This is a genomic window from Luteibacter sp. Sphag1AF (assembly GCF_014192715.1).
GTDB lineage: Bacteria > Pseudomonadota > Gammaproteobacteria > Xanthomonadales > Rhodanobacteraceae > Luteibacter.
This window is the reverse complement of sequence record NZ_JACHYH010000003.1, coordinates 86,358-103,106: the sequence shown is the minus strand read 5'-3', so window position 1 is coordinate 103,106 and position 16,749 is coordinate 86,358. Positions and strand designations below refer to the sequence as shown.

The following is a 16,749-nucleotide window of genomic DNA, read 5'->3' as shown; positions in this document are numbered from 1 at the left end:
GACTTTCCTGGCGCACTGAAGTAAAGAAGCGACGTGCAATCCGGCACACGACCCGCATACGCGGACTTTGGCAGGATCGGCATGTTGCCACGATGTGACACCTTACATCGCCCCGGGGAGAGACCATGAAGATCCGCCACGTCGCGCCGTTGTTCGCGCTTGTTTCCACGCTTGCGTTCACGTCGGCCGTCTGTGCCGATCAGGCCGCGGTCGCTCATCGCATCGTCCGTGTGTCGCTGGATGGTGCATCCAGTTCGGCAAGTTCGGGCCGTTTGCTCGTGTTTGCCACCCTGGCTTCCACCGCGAAGGCATCCGCGAAGGACGGCAAGGTGGAGCAGGTGGACACCAATCCGTTCAAGCCGCAGGCCGTGTCCATCGCCGCGCGCGAGGTGAGCCGGATCGAGCCGGGTGCCAGCATTGATATCGACACCGACACGCTGGCCTACCCGGCAGGCTTCAGTACGCTGCCCGAAGGCGACTATCTGTTCCAGGCAGTGCTCGATGTGGATCACAGCTACAACTACACCGGCCGCCATGCCGGCGATCTGGTCAGCGACGTGGTGCCGGTGCACGTGGCGCCCGGGTCGGCGGTTCCCACGCTGAAGCTGGCGCATGCCCTACCGGCAAAGGATATGTGGACCTTGCCGCCGTCGGTGCCTCAGGTTGTACGTGATGCGCTTCCCGAGGCGCGGCAGCATGCCACGGCAGAGACCATGGTCAGTCCCGCACTGAGCGCTTTCTGGGGGCGCCCGATAGCGGTGCGCGCCTGGGTGGTGACGCCGCCTGGTTACGACGCAAAGGCATCCACCCGCTATCCGGTGGTGTACAGCACGCACGGGTTCGGCGGTGGCTTCGATCGTTTCGCCACCAGCATGGTGGGCGTGTACTCGGCCATGGCGAAGAAAGAGATGCCGCCGATGATCTGGGTGTTTCTTGACGAAGCGAGCGCCACCGGCACCCACGAATTTGCCGACTCGGTAAACAACGGCCCGTGGGGCAAGGCGCTGACTGAAGAGTTCATTCCGTCGCTGGAAAGCCGCTACCGTATGGACGCCAAGAGCAGCGGACGTTTCCTCAACGGACATTCGTCAGGTGGCTGGGCAACGCTGTGGTTGCAGACGCGCTATCCGGCCGTGTTCGGTGGAACGTGGTCCACCTCGCCCGATCCGAGCGATTTTCACGACTTCACCGGCGTGGATCTGTACGCACCGCACGCCAATGTGTATCGCCGCGCCGATGGCTCGGCTATTCCGCTCGTGCGTGACAAGGGCAAGGTCGTTGCCACGTTCGAGGCGTTCGCGAAAATCGAGCGGGTGATCGGACCCTACGGCGGTCAGCTTTCCTCGTTCGAGTGGGTCTTCTCGCCGCGCGATGTCGACGGCCGCCCGGTGCCGATGTTCGACCGCGACACGGGCGACGTGAATCCGGCCGTCGTGGCGTATTGGCACGATCACTACGACATTGCCGCGCGCGTGACGTCACAGTGGCCAACGTTGAAGCCGGACCTCGATGGAAAAATTCATCTGATCGTCGGTACGGCGGACACGTTCTATCTCGACGGCGCAGCACGCAAGCTTCAGGCGGCGCTGGACGGCGTGGGAGCGAAAAGTGATTTCCGCTATCTGGACGGTCGCACGCACTTCGACCTGTACGTGGAAGGCGACGACCGCAGTGCGTTGCTGAAGAAGATCTCCTGGGAAATGTACAAGGTCGCCCGGCCCAGGGGGTGATGCGTTACGCCGCCTGCCCGTTGCCGGGCAGGCGGCGTGTCATCAGGCGCGCGGTGCCACCTGGGCGTCCACCACGGCAGCGGTGACCATGTCGCTGCCCACGTTGGTGGTGGTGCGCAGCATGTCCAGGATGCGGTCGGCACCGAAGATGATGGCGATGCCACCGGGCGGCACGCCAAACGTTGCCAGAAGTCCGGCAATCAACGGCAGCGATCCGCCCGGGATACCTGCCACTGCGACCGCGCTCAGCACCGAAAGGAACATCAGCATGGCCTGTTGCGCCAGGCTGAGGTCCACGCCGAACGCCTGCGCCACGAACAGCACCACGCAACCTTCGTACAGCGCAGTGCCACTCATGTTCATGGTCGCGCCCAGCGGGAGCACGAAGCCTGCGGTGCTGGGGCTGAGCTTCAGATCCTCACGCGCCACCTGCAACGACGCGGGCAGTGACGCGCTGCTGGAACTGGTGGAGAACGCGGTGATCAGCACGGGCCGGATCTGCCGGAAAAATCCCAGCGGATTGCGTCGTGCCAGAAACTTCAGCCACAGGGACATCGTGCCGAACAGATGCAGCACGAGGCAGCCTGCCACCACCACCACAAACACGGCCAGCGCAATCAGCACATCCACGCCCACCTTCACGATGACGCTGTAGATCATCGCCGGCACGGCATACGGAGCAATGCGCAGCGCAAATCCCACAATGCGGGTCATGAGGTCGGTGACCATGTCCAGGCCGGAGAGCAGCTTCGCCCGTTGCTCCACCGGAAGCTGCGTGCCGGCGGCCCCCACCAGCAGCGCGAACAGAATCAGCGGAAGCACTTCGCCCAGTGCATTGCGGTCGAAACCGACGAAGGCGCCGAGAAGATTCTTCGGCATGAACATGTCCACCAGCATGCCGAGCCCCGGGGCAGGCTGTTCGCTTTCCTTCGCGATGGCCTTGTCGGCATTGCCGCCGAACTCGGTCATCAGTTGCGCTTTGGCGTCGGGGTCCAGGTGATGTCCTGGCTGGAAGGTGTTCATTGCCACGAGACCAATGGCCGTGGCAATGACCATGTTGAGAAAGAAGAGAAGGAAGGTACGGCCAGCGAGTGGTCCCAGGCGATCCAGCTGCCCCAATTGCGCGACGCCAGAAGCCAGCGAGGTGAAGACCAGCGGAATCACTACGAAAAAGAGCATCCGCAGGAATACCTGGCCGACCGGATCGAACACGGCGGTAGATACCTTGCGCATGACATCGAGCACGCGTGGAGCCGCTTGTCCGACTATCAGAGTGATCACCGCGGCGACAATGCCAACTGCCAACCCGATGAGAATTTTCGTAGCCAAGTGCTTGTTATTGTTCATGTCTCGACTGTAACCGGGATGTACCGGTTCGTCACGGTCAGGTGCCGCATGACGCGTTGCAGCGAGTGGAAAGTCACATGCCTGCGCTAAAATCCCGGTTTTACGCGGAGTGTTCCATGGCACAGCTTGCATCACCCGGCGCGCAATTCAGGGCCGCGCTGGCAGCGGAGCATCCGCTGCAGGTCATCGGCGCGATCAACGCGAACCATGCGCTGCTGGCAAAGCGTGCAGGCTATCGCGCCATCTACCTGTCGGGCGGCGGCGTGGCTGCCGGTTCACTGGGTCTGCCTGACCTTGGCATCAACACGATGGACGACGTGTTGACCGACGTGCGTCGCATCACCGACGTGTGCGACCTGCCGCTGATGGTCGACATCGACACCGGCTTCGGTCCCAGCGCATTCAACATCGCCCGCACGGTCAAGAGCCTCATCAAGTCTGGCGCCGCCGCCTGCCACATCGAAGACCAGGTGGGAGCGAAGCGCTGCGGTCATCGTCCGGGCAAGGAAATTGTCACGACGGAAGAAATGGCCGACCGCGTCAAGGCGGCCGCCGACGCAAAGACCGATGCCGACTTCTTCCTCATCGCCCGCACCGATGCCATCGCTGCCCAGGGCGTGGATGCTGCCATCGAGCGCGCCATCGCCTGCGTGGAAGCAGGGGCTGATGGCATCTTCGCCGAGGCGGCGTACGACCTTGCCACGTATCAGCGCTTCGTCGATGCCGTCAAAGTGCCCGTGCTGGCCAACATCACCGAGTTCGGCCAGACCCCGCTCTTCAGCGTGGAAGAACTGGCCAGTGTCGGCGTCGGCATCGTGCTGTATCCGCTTTCCGCATTCCGCGCCATGAACAAGGCGGCCGAGAATGTGTACACCGCCATTCGTCGTGATGGTCATCAGCGCAATGTCATCGACACGATGCAGACGCGCGAAGAACTGTACGACCGCATTGGTTACCACGAATATGAGCGTCGCCTCGACGAGTTGTTCTCGAAGAAAGGTTGATCGCTTCCCTACGTAACGTCACGTTTCATGCGTCAAGGAGATTGTTCTGATGAGCGATACATCCACGTTGCCCAAGGCAAAGAAATCCGTTGCGCTGTCCGGCGTCGCCGCTGGCAACACCGCGCTCTGCACGGTGGGTCGCAGCGGTAACGACCTGCATTACCGCGGCTACGACATTCATGACCTCGCCGCGAAGGGCTGCTTCGAGGAAGTGGCTTACCTGCTGGTTCACGGCGTGCTGCCGAACTGGACCGAGCTCAATGCCTATCGCGCCAAGCTGAAGCGCCTGCGTGGCCTGCCTGCGCCGGTCAAGAGCGCGATGGAGCTGCTTCCCGCCGCCACCCATCCGATGGACGTGCTGCGCACGGGTGCATCGGTGCTGGGCACCGTGCTTCCGGAGAAGGAAGATCACAACGTCACCGGCGCTCGCGACATCGCGGATCGCCTGATGGCGAGCTTCGGTTCCATGCTGCTGTACTGGTACCACTTCAGCCACAACGGCAAGCGCATCGAAACCGAGACGGACGATGACTCCATCGCCGCGCACTTTCTGCACCTGCTGCACGGTCGCAAGGCCAGCGAACTGCACGCACACGCACTGGACCGTTCGCTGGTGCTGTACGCCGAGCACGAGTTCAATGCCAGTACGTTCACGGCACGCGTCATCGCCGGTACCGGTTCGGACATCTACTCGGCCATCACCGGTGCCATCGGCGCGCTGCGTGGTCCGAAGCATGGCGGCGCCAACGAGGTGGCGATGGAAATCATCGCGCGCTATCGCAACGCCAGCGAGGCTGAAGCGGATATCCGTGCGCGCGTTGAGCGCAAGGAAATCATCATCGGTTTCGGCCATCCGGTGTACACCGTGTCCGATCCGCGCAACGAGATCATCAAGGAAATCGCGCGCAAGCTCTGCACCGACGGCGGCAACCCGCGCCTGTTCGACGTGTCCGAGCGCATCGAGAAACTGATGTGGGAGCAGAAGAAGATGTTCCCCAATCTCGACTGGTACTCGGCCTCGGCGTATCACATGATGGGTGTGCCCACCGCCATGTTCACGCCGCTGTTCGTGCTGGCCCGCACGTCGGGCTGGAGCGCGCACGTGATCGAGCAGCGCGAAGATGGAAAGATCATCCGCCCGAGTGCGAACTACACGGGTCCGGAAGATCAGGTCTACGTGCCCATCGAGAAGCGTTGATCCATTCGCCTGTGCCAGCCCGCAAGCCGGGCTGGCACAGATGTGTGGCAGCGAGCCTGCTGCCCGTTAAAGCGAAGCAGCCAGTCGTGTAGCCCGATCAATCGCGCGCTTGGCGTCCAGCTCGGCAGCCACGTCCGCACCACCCACCAGATGCACCGGAATGCCAAGCGCTTCCAGCGCAGCCTGAAGCTCGCGGTTCGGCTCCTGCCCCGCGCAGACCACCACGTTGTCTACGTCAAGCACCTGGGCCTGGCCATCCACGGTGATGTGCAGGCCGGCGTCGTCGACGCGGTCATATGAAACGCCGCCCAGCATCCGTACCTTCTTGTTCTTCAGCGTGGCGCGATGCACCCAGCCGGAGGTTTTGTTCAGTCGCGCACCGGGTCGCCCGGCGCTGCGCTGAAGCAGCCACACTTCACGTGCCGGCGCTTCCGGCGTGGCAGGCATGAGGCCGCCCGGTGTGGCCATGGTCATGTCCACGCCCCATTCCTTCGTCCAGCGCCTCACGTCGGTGCTGGGGGAGGGCGTGTGCTCGGTAAGGAACTCGGCGGTGTCGAAACCAATGCCGCCCGCACCGATGATCGCCACGCGCTTGCCGACCGGTCGGTCGTTGAGAAGCACGTCCAGATAGCTCATTACCTTGGGATGGTCGTGCCCGTCGATATCCCACGCACGCGGCACGACACCGCTGGCGAGAATCACGCCGTCGAAATCCTTCAGCGCAGACGGATCAGCCTGCGTTTCCAGCAGCAGCGTGACGCCGGTGTCCTGGATGCGCTGACCAAAATAGCGCAGCGTTTCGTGGAACTCTTCCTTGCCCGGAATGCGCTTGGCCATGTTGAACTGGCCACCGATTTCGCTGGCACGATCCATCAGCGTGACCTTGTGACCGCGTTCCGCCAGCGTCGTGGCACAGGCCAGGCCCGCCGGGCCCGCGCCAATGACGGCATAGCGTTTCGGTGTGGTCGTGGGAAGAATGGTCAGCTCGGTTTCGTGGCATGCGCGCGGATTGACAAGGCATGAAGCGCGCCGGTTCTCGAATACGTGATCCAGGCAGGCCTGATTGCAGGCGATGCAGGTATTGATCGACGAGGCGCGCTGTGCAGCCGCCTTGTTGACCCATTCCGGATCGGCCAGCAGCGGACGTGCCATGGACACCATGTCAGCATCGCCCGAAGCGAGAATGCGCTCCGCGACGTCGGGCATGTTGATGCGGTTGGTGGTGATGAGGGGAAGATGCACTTCGCCCTTGAGCCGCCGCGTAACCCACGAGAACGCGCCGCGCGGTACGCTCGTCACGATGGTGGGAACGCGCGCTTCATGCCAGCCGATGCCCGTGTTGATGATGGTGGCGCCGGCCGCTTCGATGGCGCGGGCGAGCGTCACGATGTCTTCCCAGGGCTGGCCACCCTCCACCAGGTCGATCATCGACAGGCGATAAATGATGATGAAGTCCTTGCCCACCGCCTCGCGCATGCGCCGCACGATTTCGACCGGGAAGCGCATGCGGTTTTCCGTGCTGCCTCCCCAGCGGTCGGTGCGGTTGTTGGTGCGTTCGGTCAGGAACTGGTTGATCAGATAGCCTTCCGAACCCATCACTTCCACGCCGTCGTAGCCGGCGTCGCGCGCGAGTTTCGCGCTGCGCACGAAGGCGTTGATGCTGCGTTCCACGCCGTGACCGGACAGCGCGCGCGGCGTGAACGGGGTGATCGGTGACTTGATCCTGGACGGCGCCACCGACAAGGGCTGATACGCGTAGCGCCCCGCATGCAGGATCTGCATCGCGATCTTGCCGCCTTCGGCATGCACTGCGGAGGTGACCTTGCGATGGCGAGCCACGTGCCAGGGCATGGACATCGTGCCGGAGAACGGCTTCAGCCAGCCTTCGATGTTGGGTGCGATGCCGCCTGTGACGATGAGGCCCACGCCGCCGCGAGCACGCTCGGCGAAGAACGCCGCCAGCTTGTCGTAGTCCGACGCTTTGTCTTCCAGCCCCGTATGCATCGAGCCCATGAGCACGCGGTTGCGCAGGGTCGTGAAGCCGAGGTCCAGCGGGCTGAGCAGGTGGGAATAGGGCACGGGAGCATCCGGGTTTAAACGATCGTTTGAAGGATGCGCGCAAGGCCGCTCCCAGGCAAGAGGGTGCAGCCTGTAACAGGTTTGCGACAGGCGCGCGCCGACACGCCGGAAGGCGCATGGCGTGGGGCTTTGCGGCCTGTCAGGGCCTTGCCGATTCTGCGCAGGTGTAGCAGCCCTGTAACGGTTCGCATTCGCGCGCCGCCTCCTCGAGGGACCAGAGAGGGGCGCAGCCCGCGCCACAGCGTGCTTCTGCTGCTGCAGCGCGCGAAGGCACGCTTATTGCTCCGCTTCGATGCTTCAACGAGCGCTGGCAGGGCGTTCATCAACTGGGAAACAGGGGTTCGCGCCGCCTTTATCAGGAGACTGAAATGCGTAAGACCTTGCTCGCTACCGCGATCTGCATCGGCATCGGCTTCGCCCTTCCGGCGATGGCCGACGACACGCTCACTGGCGGCGCAGGTGCGTCTGCCCAGCGGCACTCGACAGCCACACAGACCACATCGACAGACAACGCAAACAACTCGAATCAGAACAACAATTCCAGCACGCACTACAGCGATCAGTCCAATCAGGACAACGGCAACATGCGCGGCAACAGTGGTGATGCGTATGCCACGGGCCAGGGCAGTGCATCGGCCAACAATGGCGGCACCGCAAGCGCATCGCTCTCCGATTCGTTCAATGTCAGCAACGCCATCGCCGAGATCAACCTCAGCGGTGAAGTGACCGGCGTCACCACGATGAGCAACGGCAATATTGCCAGCAACACGGGCAGCGCGGCGGGTGGCCGTGGCGGTTCCGGCGGTGCGGGCTACGGTGCCACGGGTAGCGGTGGTCGCGGCGGCTCCGGCGGCGCTGGCGGCAATTCCCGTTCACATAGTGGCGCGGCCGGTGACGGCGGCGGCGCAAGCGGCGATTCTGGCGCGCTCAGTTCATCCGCAGGCGGCGCAGCAGATGGCGATGGCGGCCTGGCTCGCGTACGCAACGGTGGTGGCTCGTCCACCGGCGGCGCAAGCGCCAGCACGGGCGGCGCAGGCACGTCAGGTGCATCCACCAGCACCAGCGGTGATGGCATGGGTGTTGGCGGTGCAAGCGGCGACGCAACCGCATCAGCGGGTGCGGGCGCAGCGGGCGGCGCAGGCGGTTCAGGGTCCGGCGGTGCCGGAAGTGGAGCATCCGGTGGCGCGGGCGGCGCAGGTGGGTCGAACAGTGTCGATGCGGGCAGCTTCGACATGGCCAACCACATGGAAGGCGCTGGCGCGGCGGCGGCGGGTGTACTCGTGATCGCGCAGAACACCGGTGGCGCTTCGCTCCTTCAGCAGAGCGTAAACGTCCAGGCGAATCTGAACGTGGGTCACTGAGGTAGCACGTGAGGTCCGCGGTGCGCTTCATCGCACCGCGGACTTTCTTCCATCCCGCAGGGAGAAAGTCATGTTCACGCCACCCGTTTCGCGCCTGCAAGCCACACTGCTCGCGCTGGGGATCGCCAGCTTCGCAGGCATCGCCTGCGCCACGCCGCCACCTGACGGCAATGAACTGGGGCCCGCCGTCGCCAGCAGCACGCTGGGCAGCATGTCAGGCGGTACCGATACAACAACCAACGGCATCAGCACAGACGGCAGCGTCAGTGACGCCCAGGCCAGTCATGTGAACACCGGCATGAACGCCATCGAGGCCAACTCATTCCAGGGGGCGGCAGGCTTGCCCACCGTCATTCAGAACTCCGGCAACAACGTCCTGATCCAGAACGCCACCATCATCAACGTGCGACTTGTGCAATGAAAGCAGCGGGACTGCTTCTGCTGGCATGCGTCGGTGTCGTCGGCCCCGCGTGGGCCGCGACGGCCGAAGTTCAGACCAGTCCCGGTGTTTCCTATCCATTCCATCTGACCAGCCTGAAAGAGGCGCGGTTTCGCAACACCATCCATCAGAAGTACGACTTCAGCTGCGGATCGGCGGCGGTAGCCACGCTGCTTACCTTCCAGTACGGCGAGCCGACCAACGAACAGACGGCGTTCGATGCGATGTATGCCGCAGGCGATCGCGACAAGATTCGCCGCGAAGGATTTTCGTTGCTGGACATCAAGCGCTTTCTCGCCACGCGCGGCTTTGAAGCCGACGGTTTCGATCTGCCGCTGGACAAGCTCAGGGAGCAGGGCCTTCCCGCCATCGTGCTGATCAACGAGCGCGGGTATCACCACTTCGTCGTGGTCAAGGGCATGCAATACGGACGCGTTCTCGTCGGAGATCCGGCGACCGGCACGCATTCGATGTCACGAGAGCGGTTTGAAGCCATGTGGAAAAGCCACCTCGTGTTCGTCATCCATAACGAGCGCGACAAAGCGATCTTCAACAGTCCCCGCGACTGGCAGGCCGCCCCGTCCGCGCCACTGGCCGAAGGCATCCAGCGCAACGGACTGGCTCCGATCGTCATGCCCAAGCGGGGACCAGGTGACATATGAAACTTCAGCGCACTTCGTTTCTTCTGGTCGCCGGATGTGGCGCATGCGCCCTGGCGTCCCATGCTCATGCCGACGAATGGACGCCTGTATCCGATGCGCGACTGGAATCGGAGCGGGGCGGCTTCGATATCGGTGACGGCCTGAAAGTATCCTTCGGCATCGAGCGCACCGTCATCGTTGACGGCATGACGCAGGTGCGCAACAGCATAAGCATTCCCGACGTCTCGAAGATCACCGCCGCGCAGGCGACCGCGCTCGCGCAGGCATTCGGCCCCACCGTCATTGCAAATGGTGCGGGCAACAGTGTCAATCCGGTGCTCACACAAAACACGGCGCAGTCTGCGGCGGCCACCAGTGCGGCGATCACCCAGGCCGCTGCGGCGGCATCGGCCGTGCAGACTGCGGCAAGTGTGTCGCCAACCTCCGTCGGCGCGGCCAATGTGCCCACCGCCATCGGGACCATGCCCACCGCTTCGCTGCCTGCGTTGACTGCGCAGTCGCTCACCGTACCCGCATTCGTCGTGCAGAACTCGCTCGACAATCAGGCCATCTCGGCCACCACCACGATCAACGCGTCGGTCAACAGTCTGCGACTACTGGACAGTACGCAGCTGAGCAACACCATTCAGGACGCGGTCGTTCGCTTCAGGGGTAATTGACGTATGCATCGGATCGGCAGGAATCCGCACGCAGCGAAAGTTCTGGGGTCCCTTCTCATGGCGTGTCTGCCATGGAGCATAGGAAACGCGCTGGCCACCGATACGCCGGTTGATCCGGCATTGCGGGATCGCGTCGCCGCGCAATCACAAAAGCTCGACGCCATGCGCAGCAAGGTGGCCGAACAGGCCGCTCAGCTGGAAGACATGAAGCGGGCACTGGCCCAGCAGGAGGCCGAATTCAATGATCTTCGCAAAGCCGTCGGACTGAGCGCGCTGGATACCAGCCGTGCCGGTTCGCTGGCGGCATCAGGCCAGTCCGCCGCACCCACGTCGTCGTCTTCCGGTGCGCCGCAGGCGCCCACGCAGGACACGGTGGCGCAGACTTCCGGGCCCGTGGGCAAAGCGCCGGCCACCGCAGATCGTCCGCCGGAAGTTGCGCCGATCTTCGATCAGCCCGGCGTGCTCACGCCGAAAGGAAAGCTCATCGTCGAGCCTTCGTATCAGTACGGCTATTCCTCCAGCGACCGCGTGGCACTGGTCGGCTACACCGTCATTCCCGCCATCCTCATTGGCCTGATCGACGTCCGTCAGGTGAAAACCACGACGCAAACCGCAGCGATTGCCGCCCGCTATGGCCTGACCAATCGCATGGAACTGGAAGTGCGCGTTCCCTACGCGGATGGCCATACCGATACGATCAGTCGCGAAATTTTCACCGGCACAGCCCAGGACAATCTTTTCACATCCAGCGGCAAGGGCATCGGCGATGTGGAAGCCACATTGCGCTACCAGCTCAACGACGGCGGTGCCGACAAGCCGTATTACGTGGGCTGGTTCCGCGCCAAGTCGCGCACGGGCAGGGATCCCTTTGAAGTCACGACTGACTGCGTGACCCGTTGCGTCGAGAACGCCACCGGCACCGGCTTGCCCTTGCAACTTCCCACTGGCACAGGCTTCTACTCCGCGCAGGCAGGTGTGACCTGGCTCTATCCGTCTGACCCTGTCGTGTTCTTTGGCAACCTCAGTTATCTGCACAACTTCACGCGATACAACGTCAGCCGCAATGTGCTTCTGGCGGGAAAACAATATCTGGGCACGGTCAAGGCGGGTGATATTGCAGACGTCAGCGTCGGCATGGGCCTGGCGCTCAATGAGAAGGCATCCATCAGCATCGGTTACGACCAGAGTTTTGTGGGTCGAGTGGAGCAGAACGGACAACCGCTTGCGGGTTCCGCGCGTTCTGTACTTGGGTCACTTCTGATTGGTGGCTCATATCGGTTCAGCGACAAGCGCACGCTGAACATCACGTTGGGTGTTGGCGTCACGCGCGATACACCTGACACCACAGTGACGGTGCGTCTGCCTATGACGTTGTGAGAAATCAGTCCACTGATGCTGAGTTAAACAAATGATGAAGACCTGCCATGTTTCAAACGGCGGGTCTTTGTCGTGCACGGAGTGAACACATAACGCGTCGTTAATATCCCGGCCCGGGGAAATCGTCGCTTTTTTGTATTCAGCATCAGCAGGGAGTTACACCACATGCGTAGCCGCATCCGTCATATGGGCAAGACCACCGCAGGTCTTGCCGTTCTTTCTCTGGCAATGGTCGCCACTGGCGCGCATGCTCAGAACAAGTCGCAGTCGCCCGCACTCGACAACATCAGCATCTGGCTCGGCGGTTACTACGCCAACAACGATACGACCATCGGTGCAGCCACGCCTGATCGCACGACGAAGGGCAGCGTGAATCTTGAGCACGATCTGGATTTCGAAAAGCGCAAGACCGTGCCGCGCGCACGTCTGGATTTCCTGATCGGTGAACATCAGGGTTTCAGCTTTGACTACTACGAAGTGGACCGCAGCCACTCCAAGACGCTCAACGAAGACATCAACTTCCTCGGTCAGCCGTTTGACGCCACCGCGCGCGTCAAGGGTGACCTGAAGTTCAACTTCGGCAGCGCCGCGTACAAATGGTGGTTTGGTACCGGCGACGACGTGTTCGGCGTTGGCCTGGGTGCGGCGTACTACAAGGTGCGTGGCAGCATCTCCGGTTCGGCCAGCCTCAATGGTGACTCCGTATCCGACAGCGCGAGCACCAGCGCCAGCGCATGGGCGCCCAATCTTCAGCTCGGCTGGCGTCACGCGTTCAATGACCAGTGGCGCATGTACCTCAACGCATCGGGCGTGAAGAAGAGCGGCGGCAAGCTCAACGGTCACATCTGGGATGCTGCGCTCGGTGTCGAGTACTTCCCGTGGAAGAACGTGGGCTTCGGCGCGGAGTACGCGTACACCCAGATCAAGCTGCACCAGGACAAGCGTGACTACGACCTGGATCTGGACATGAAGCTCAACGGCCCGGCGGCGTACGTTCGCGTGCGCTTCTGATCCACTTCGCTTCAAGCATAAAAAGACCGCCCGGCGCGAGCCGGGCGGTCTTTTTTGTGTCGCCACGTGCGTGAGGTCAGGCCAGCGCAGTGCGCCTGCGTCGTGCCATCAGCCAGCCGCCGCCGCAGATGCCCAGCACGAAGAGCGCATCCAGCGCCCACTGTGCCCACGGCCGCACGTCGAACCATGTCGAGATCAGATGATCGTGCGCGATCATGCGTGCCGCCGTCCATGCGATGGCCGCTGCGCCGATGTACACGACGACAGGGAAGCGCTCGATCAGCTTCAGGATCAGCGTGGAGCCCCACACGACCAGCGGCACGCTGATGGCGAGGCCCAGCACCACCAGGCCCATGTGCCCCTTCGCGGCGCCCGCGATGGCCAGCACGTTGTCCAGGCCCATCAGTGCGTCGGCCACGATGATGGTGCGGATCGCCGCCGCAAAACTCGCGGCCGGCCTGATGCCCGGCTCGTGCTCTTCGGGCTTCAGCAGTTTCCACGCGATGGGCATCAGCAGCAGGCCGCCGACCAGCATGAGGCCGGGAAGCTTCAGCAGCCAGATGACCGCGAAGGTAAGGATGATGCGCAGGGCAATCGCGCCGAACGTGCCCCAGAAGATGGCCTTCTTTTGCAGGTGGGGCGGGAGATTGCGTGCCGCGAGGGCAATGACGATGGCGTTGTCGCCAGCCAGCACGAGATCCAGCAGCACGATGGCGCCGAGACCGGAAAGGAACTGGGGGGTGAGGAAGTCCATGGGGGTGATATCCGGGGCGTGCGCTGGACAAATGCAGTGACAACGGACAGCGCACGCTCCGTGGTCACCACAAAAGTCTCGTTCCCGGGAAACCGGAGCGGCGACCGGGATGCATGGGGCATCCGTGATGACGATCGACGCACAGCCAGGGCATCAGATGCCGGGCTGGAACTACTCCCTCTTGGGCTTAGTACGTCCATTGTCGGCGTTCACGCCGCGGTGCACAAGGACTTAGGGCCGGACGGCAGGCTAAAATGGTCGTTTTCCCCCTCGCGAGACAGCCTCATGAGTGCACACGACATCCGTTCCGCTACGCGTCCTGATCCGGACCAGCCGATGGTCGACATCGCCAACTACGTCGCCGATTACAAAATCGACTCGACCGAGGCATACGACACCGCGCGGTACATGCTTCTGGACTCGCTGGCCTGCTCGGCTCTCGCGATGAAGTTCCCCGACTGCGTCAAGCACCTGGGGCCGCTGGTTCCCGGCGCAACGATGGCTGGCGGCGCCCGCGTTCCGTTCACCTCTCACGAACTGGACCCGGTGCAGGCCGCGTTCGCCATCGGCACGCAGATCCGTTACCTCGATTTCAATGACACCTGGCTTGCCGCCGAGTGGGGTCATCCGTCGGACAATCTCGGCTCCATCCTGGCCGTGGCCGACTACCTCAGCCGCAAGGCCGAGAAAGAAGGTGGCAAGGTGCTGACGGTGCGCGACGTGCTCACCTATGCCATCAAGGCCCACGAAATCCAGGGCTGCTACGCGCTGAAGAACAGCTTCAACCGCGTGGGTCAGGATCACGTGATCCTCGTCCGCCTGGCCTCCACGGCCGTTACCACCGCGATGCTCGGCGGCGGCAAGGAAGAGATCACCACGGCCGTCTCTCACAGCTGGATCGACAACGGCGCCCTGCGCACGTACCGCCACGCTCCGAACACCGGCCCGCGCAAGAGCTGGGCTGCCGGTGACGCCTGCCGTCGCGCGGTCACCCACGCGATCAACGCCGTGTACCGCAACGTGGTCGGCTACCCGTCGGCCCTCACGGCCAAGACCTGGGGCTTCTACGACGTGGCCTTCAAGGGCAACGCGTTCGAGTTCGAGCGTCCGTTTGGCAGCTACGTGATGGAAAACGTGCTCTTCAAGATCAGCTTCCCGGCCGAATTCCACGCCCAGACTGCGGTGGAATGCGCCATGCAGCTGCACAACGTGGTCAAGGACCGCATTGACGACATCGAGAAGATCGTCATCGAGACTCAGGAAGCCGGCGTCCGCATCATCGACAAGACGGGCCCCCTGGCCAACTACGCCGACCGTGACCACTGCATCCAGTACATGGTGGCCGTCCCGCTCATCTTCGGCCGTCTCACCGCCGACGATTACAACGACTCGGTAGCCGCCGATCCGCGTATCGACGCGCTGCGAGACAAAATGACGGTGAAAGAGAATCCGCAGTTCACCCGCGATTACTTCGATTCAGAAAAGCGCTATATCGGCAATTCCGTTCAGGTGTTTTTCAAGGATGGAACCAGCTCGGAAAAAGTTTCGATTGATTATCCGATCGGACATCGCAAGCGCCGCGCCGAAGGCATCCCGGTACTTCTCAAGAAATTCGAGGCTGCACTGCGCGCTGAATGGCCTGCGGAGCGGGTTTCGCAGGTTCTTGCGGTCACCAGTTCGCCGGAAAAGCTTGATGCCATGCCGATTCACGATTTCATGACACTCTTCACGGCTTGATAATGGTTCGCGGGGCCTCCGGCTGTTGTGGGGCCCCGTGACTCGAATATGAACGGCGGTTTTTAGCACGTGTTCAATTGTTTGATTTTTGCTAAACTGCCGCCGCCCGTTGAAGGGGTATCAAAGCGAGGGACGGCCGAAGTCCCCGGATTCGATATAGAGTTCTACGCGCGATTTCCGTCTGGGGTGGAGCGCGGACGCGAATACCAATAATGAGGAGACACCGATGAAACGTAAGGGCTTGTTTTTGCTGATTGGCCTGGCCCTGGGCGGCGTGGGTGCCGTTCACGCGCAGGACACTGCCGGTGACACGGCGAGCAGCAGCACGTCGAGCTACGACGGCCGCTGGTACATCGCGCCGACCGTTGGCGGCTACTACAACGACACCGACCGCAACACCAACAGCCGTCAGGTCTATTACGGCCTGGGCTTCGGCCGGTTCATCTCGAACAATGCGTCGATCGACATCTTTGCCGATCGCACCAAGCGTGACAACGATGGCCCCGGCCATTGGGCGAACAACAGCTACGGCGTTGCCGCTCGTTTCTACGCTGGCGCATGGGACTCCTGGCGTCCGTACCTGCTGGCCGGCGTGATGGGCAGCTACCACAAGAACCCGGCTGATGCTGGCTGGTCCCCGGCTGCCGAGCTCGGCGTTGGCGTGTCCAAGACGATCACCGACAGCTCGGACTTCCGCGTTGAAGCTGGCTACCGTTACGACTGGGACGACAAGACCCGTCCGAGCGAGAACGGCTACGGCGACTGGTTCCTCGGCTTCTCCATCGTGTCGCGCTTCGGTGCGCCGCCGTCGGCTCCGGCTCCGGTTGCTGCGGTTGTCCCGGCCGCTCCGGATTGCTCCACCCTCGACAGCGATGGCGATGGCGTGAACGATTGCGACGACAAGTGCCCGGGTACGCCCGCCGGCACGATCGTCGGCCCGGATGGTTGCCCGCAGAAGGTCGTCATCGACCTGCGCGGCGTCAACTTCAAGTTTGATCGCCCGAAGAAGGGTGAGACGAACATCGGCCCGAGCCTGCAGGAGCCGACCAGCGAATCGCTGGGCGTCCTCGACCAGGCTGTCGACACGCTGCAGCGTTACCCGTCGGTCAAGGTCACGGTTGCCGGTTACACGGATAGCGTTGGTAAGGACGCTTACAACCAGGGTCTGTCCGAGCGTCGCGCCAAGATCGTGTTCGACTACCTGACGGCTCACGGCATTGGTGCCGACCGTCTGGAAGGCCCCATCGGCCACGGCAAGAACAACCCGATCGACACGAACGACACGGCCGAAGGCCGCGCTCGTAACCGTCGCACCGAACTGCAGGTTCAGCAGTAAGGTTGTTTGATCGGAAGGTACGAAAGAGCCCGGCGAAAGCCGGGCTCTTTTTTTG

Annotated in this window: 14 protein-coding genes; 11 read left to right on the top strand and 3 right to left on the bottom strand. The window is 62.8% G+C overall.

Translation table 11 applies throughout. From position 1 onward, the window contains the following. Window positions 1-125: 125 nt before the first annotated feature. A complete protein-coding gene (locus FHW69_RS09890) occupies window positions 126-1,730 on the top strand; it encodes an alpha/beta hydrolase-fold protein (RefSeq protein ID WP_183422904.1) in 1,605 nt (534 codons plus the stop codon). A gap of 42 nt (window positions 1,731-1,772) precedes the next feature. On the opposite strand, the gene FHW69_RS09885 is transcribed toward FHW69_RS09890, so the two are convergent. Next, window positions 1,773-3,077 carry a dicarboxylate/amino acid:cation symporter gene (locus tag FHW69_RS09885; protein ID WP_183422903.1) on the bottom strand — a complete coding sequence of 435 codons (1,305 nt, stop codon included), beginning with the start codon at window positions 3,075-3,077 and terminating at the stop codon, window positions 1,773-1,775. Between the two features lie 116 nt (window positions 3,078-3,193). Between FHW69_RS09885 and prpB the strand changes: the two genes are divergently transcribed. Together prpB and prpC are read left to right on the top strand one after the other, a co-directional pair. After that, window positions 3,194-4,081 (top strand): methylisocitrate lyase, encoded by an 888-nt coding sequence (gene prpB, locus FHW69_RS09880; RefSeq protein ID WP_183422902.1) that lies wholly within the window; start codon window positions 3,194-3,196, stop codon window positions 4,079-4,081. Between the two features lie 49 nt (window positions 4,082-4,130). Next, on the top strand, window positions 4,131-5,279 hold the full coding sequence (gene prpC / locus FHW69_RS09875) for a 2-methylcitrate synthase (protein WP_183422901.1): 1,149 nt from the start codon (window positions 4,131-4,133) through the stop codon (window positions 5,277-5,279). A 66-nt stretch (window positions 5,280-5,345) separates the two neighbouring features. Here the strand turns inward: prpC and FHW69_RS09870 are convergent, their stop codons facing one another. Then, window positions 5,346-7,358, bottom strand: a complete 2,013-nt coding sequence (locus FHW69_RS09870) for an NADPH-dependent 2,4-dienoyl-CoA reductase (protein ID WP_183422900.1) — start codon at window positions 7,356-7,358, stop codon at window positions 5,346-5,348. A 368-nt stretch (window positions 7,359-7,726) separates the two neighbouring features. Here FHW69_RS09870 and FHW69_RS09865 point away from each other — a divergent pair, with 368 nt between their 5' ends. The 6 genes from FHW69_RS09865 (at window position 7,727) to FHW69_RS09840 (ending at window position 12,867) form a co-directional block, all read left to right on the top strand. Further along, the gene (locus FHW69_RS09865) at window positions 7,727-8,719 is read left to right on the top strand and encodes a hypothetical protein (protein WP_183422899.1); all 993 of its coding nucleotides are present in this window, start codon (window positions 7,727-7,729) and stop codon (window positions 8,717-8,719) included. 70 nt (window positions 8,720-8,789) lie between these two features. Beyond that, entirely contained in the window at window positions 8,790-9,140 is a 351-nt protein-coding gene (locus FHW69_RS19030) for a hypothetical protein (RefSeq protein ID WP_255494744.1), read from the top strand. Then, window positions 9,137-9,820: a C39 family peptidase gene (locus FHW69_RS09855; protein ID WP_183422898.1), complete on the top strand. Its 684-nt coding sequence runs from the start codon at window positions 9,137-9,139 to the stop codon at window positions 9,818-9,820. Before FHW69_RS19030 ends, FHW69_RS09855 begins: the two co-directional genes overlap by 4 nt. Continuing rightward, entirely contained in the window at window positions 9,817-10,479 is a 663-nt protein-coding gene (locus FHW69_RS09850; RefSeq protein ID WP_183422897.1) for a hypothetical protein, read from the top strand. Before FHW69_RS09855 ends, FHW69_RS09850 begins: the two co-directional genes overlap by 4 nt. A 57-nt stretch (window positions 10,480-10,536) precedes the next feature. Then, window positions 10,537-11,856 (top strand): acetate kinase, encoded by a 1,320-nt coding sequence (locus FHW69_RS09845; RefSeq protein ID WP_183422896.1) that lies wholly within the window; start codon window positions 10,537-10,539, stop codon window positions 11,854-11,856. 165 nt (window positions 11,857-12,021) lie between these two features. Continuing rightward, window positions 12,022-12,867 carry a hypothetical protein gene (locus FHW69_RS09840; RefSeq protein ID WP_183422895.1) on the top strand — a complete coding sequence of 282 codons (846 nt, stop codon included), beginning with the start codon at window positions 12,022-12,024 and terminating at the stop codon, window positions 12,865-12,867. Window positions 12,868-12,943: 76 nt separating this feature from the next. Here FHW69_RS09840 and FHW69_RS09835 read toward each other — a convergent pair whose 3' ends face one another. Continuing rightward, the gene (locus tag FHW69_RS09835) at window positions 12,944-13,621 is read right to left on the bottom strand and encodes a TerC family protein (RefSeq protein WP_183422894.1); all 678 of its coding nucleotides are present in this window, start codon (window positions 13,619-13,621) and stop codon (window positions 12,944-12,946) included. A 285-nt stretch (window positions 13,622-13,906) separates the two neighbouring features. On the opposite strand from FHW69_RS09835, the gene FHW69_RS09830 reads away from it, so the two are divergent. Beyond that, window positions 13,907-15,358, top strand: a complete 1,452-nt coding sequence (locus FHW69_RS09830) for a bifunctional 2-methylcitrate dehydratase/aconitate hydratase (RefSeq protein WP_183422893.1) — start codon at window positions 13,907-13,909, stop codon at window positions 15,356-15,358. A 226-nt stretch (window positions 15,359-15,584) separates the two neighbouring features. Then, window positions 15,585-16,694 (top strand): OmpA family protein, encoded by a 1,110-nt coding sequence (locus FHW69_RS09825; RefSeq protein WP_183422892.1) that lies wholly within the window; start codon window positions 15,585-15,587, stop codon window positions 16,692-16,694. Window positions 16,695-16,749 lie beyond the last annotated feature (55 nt).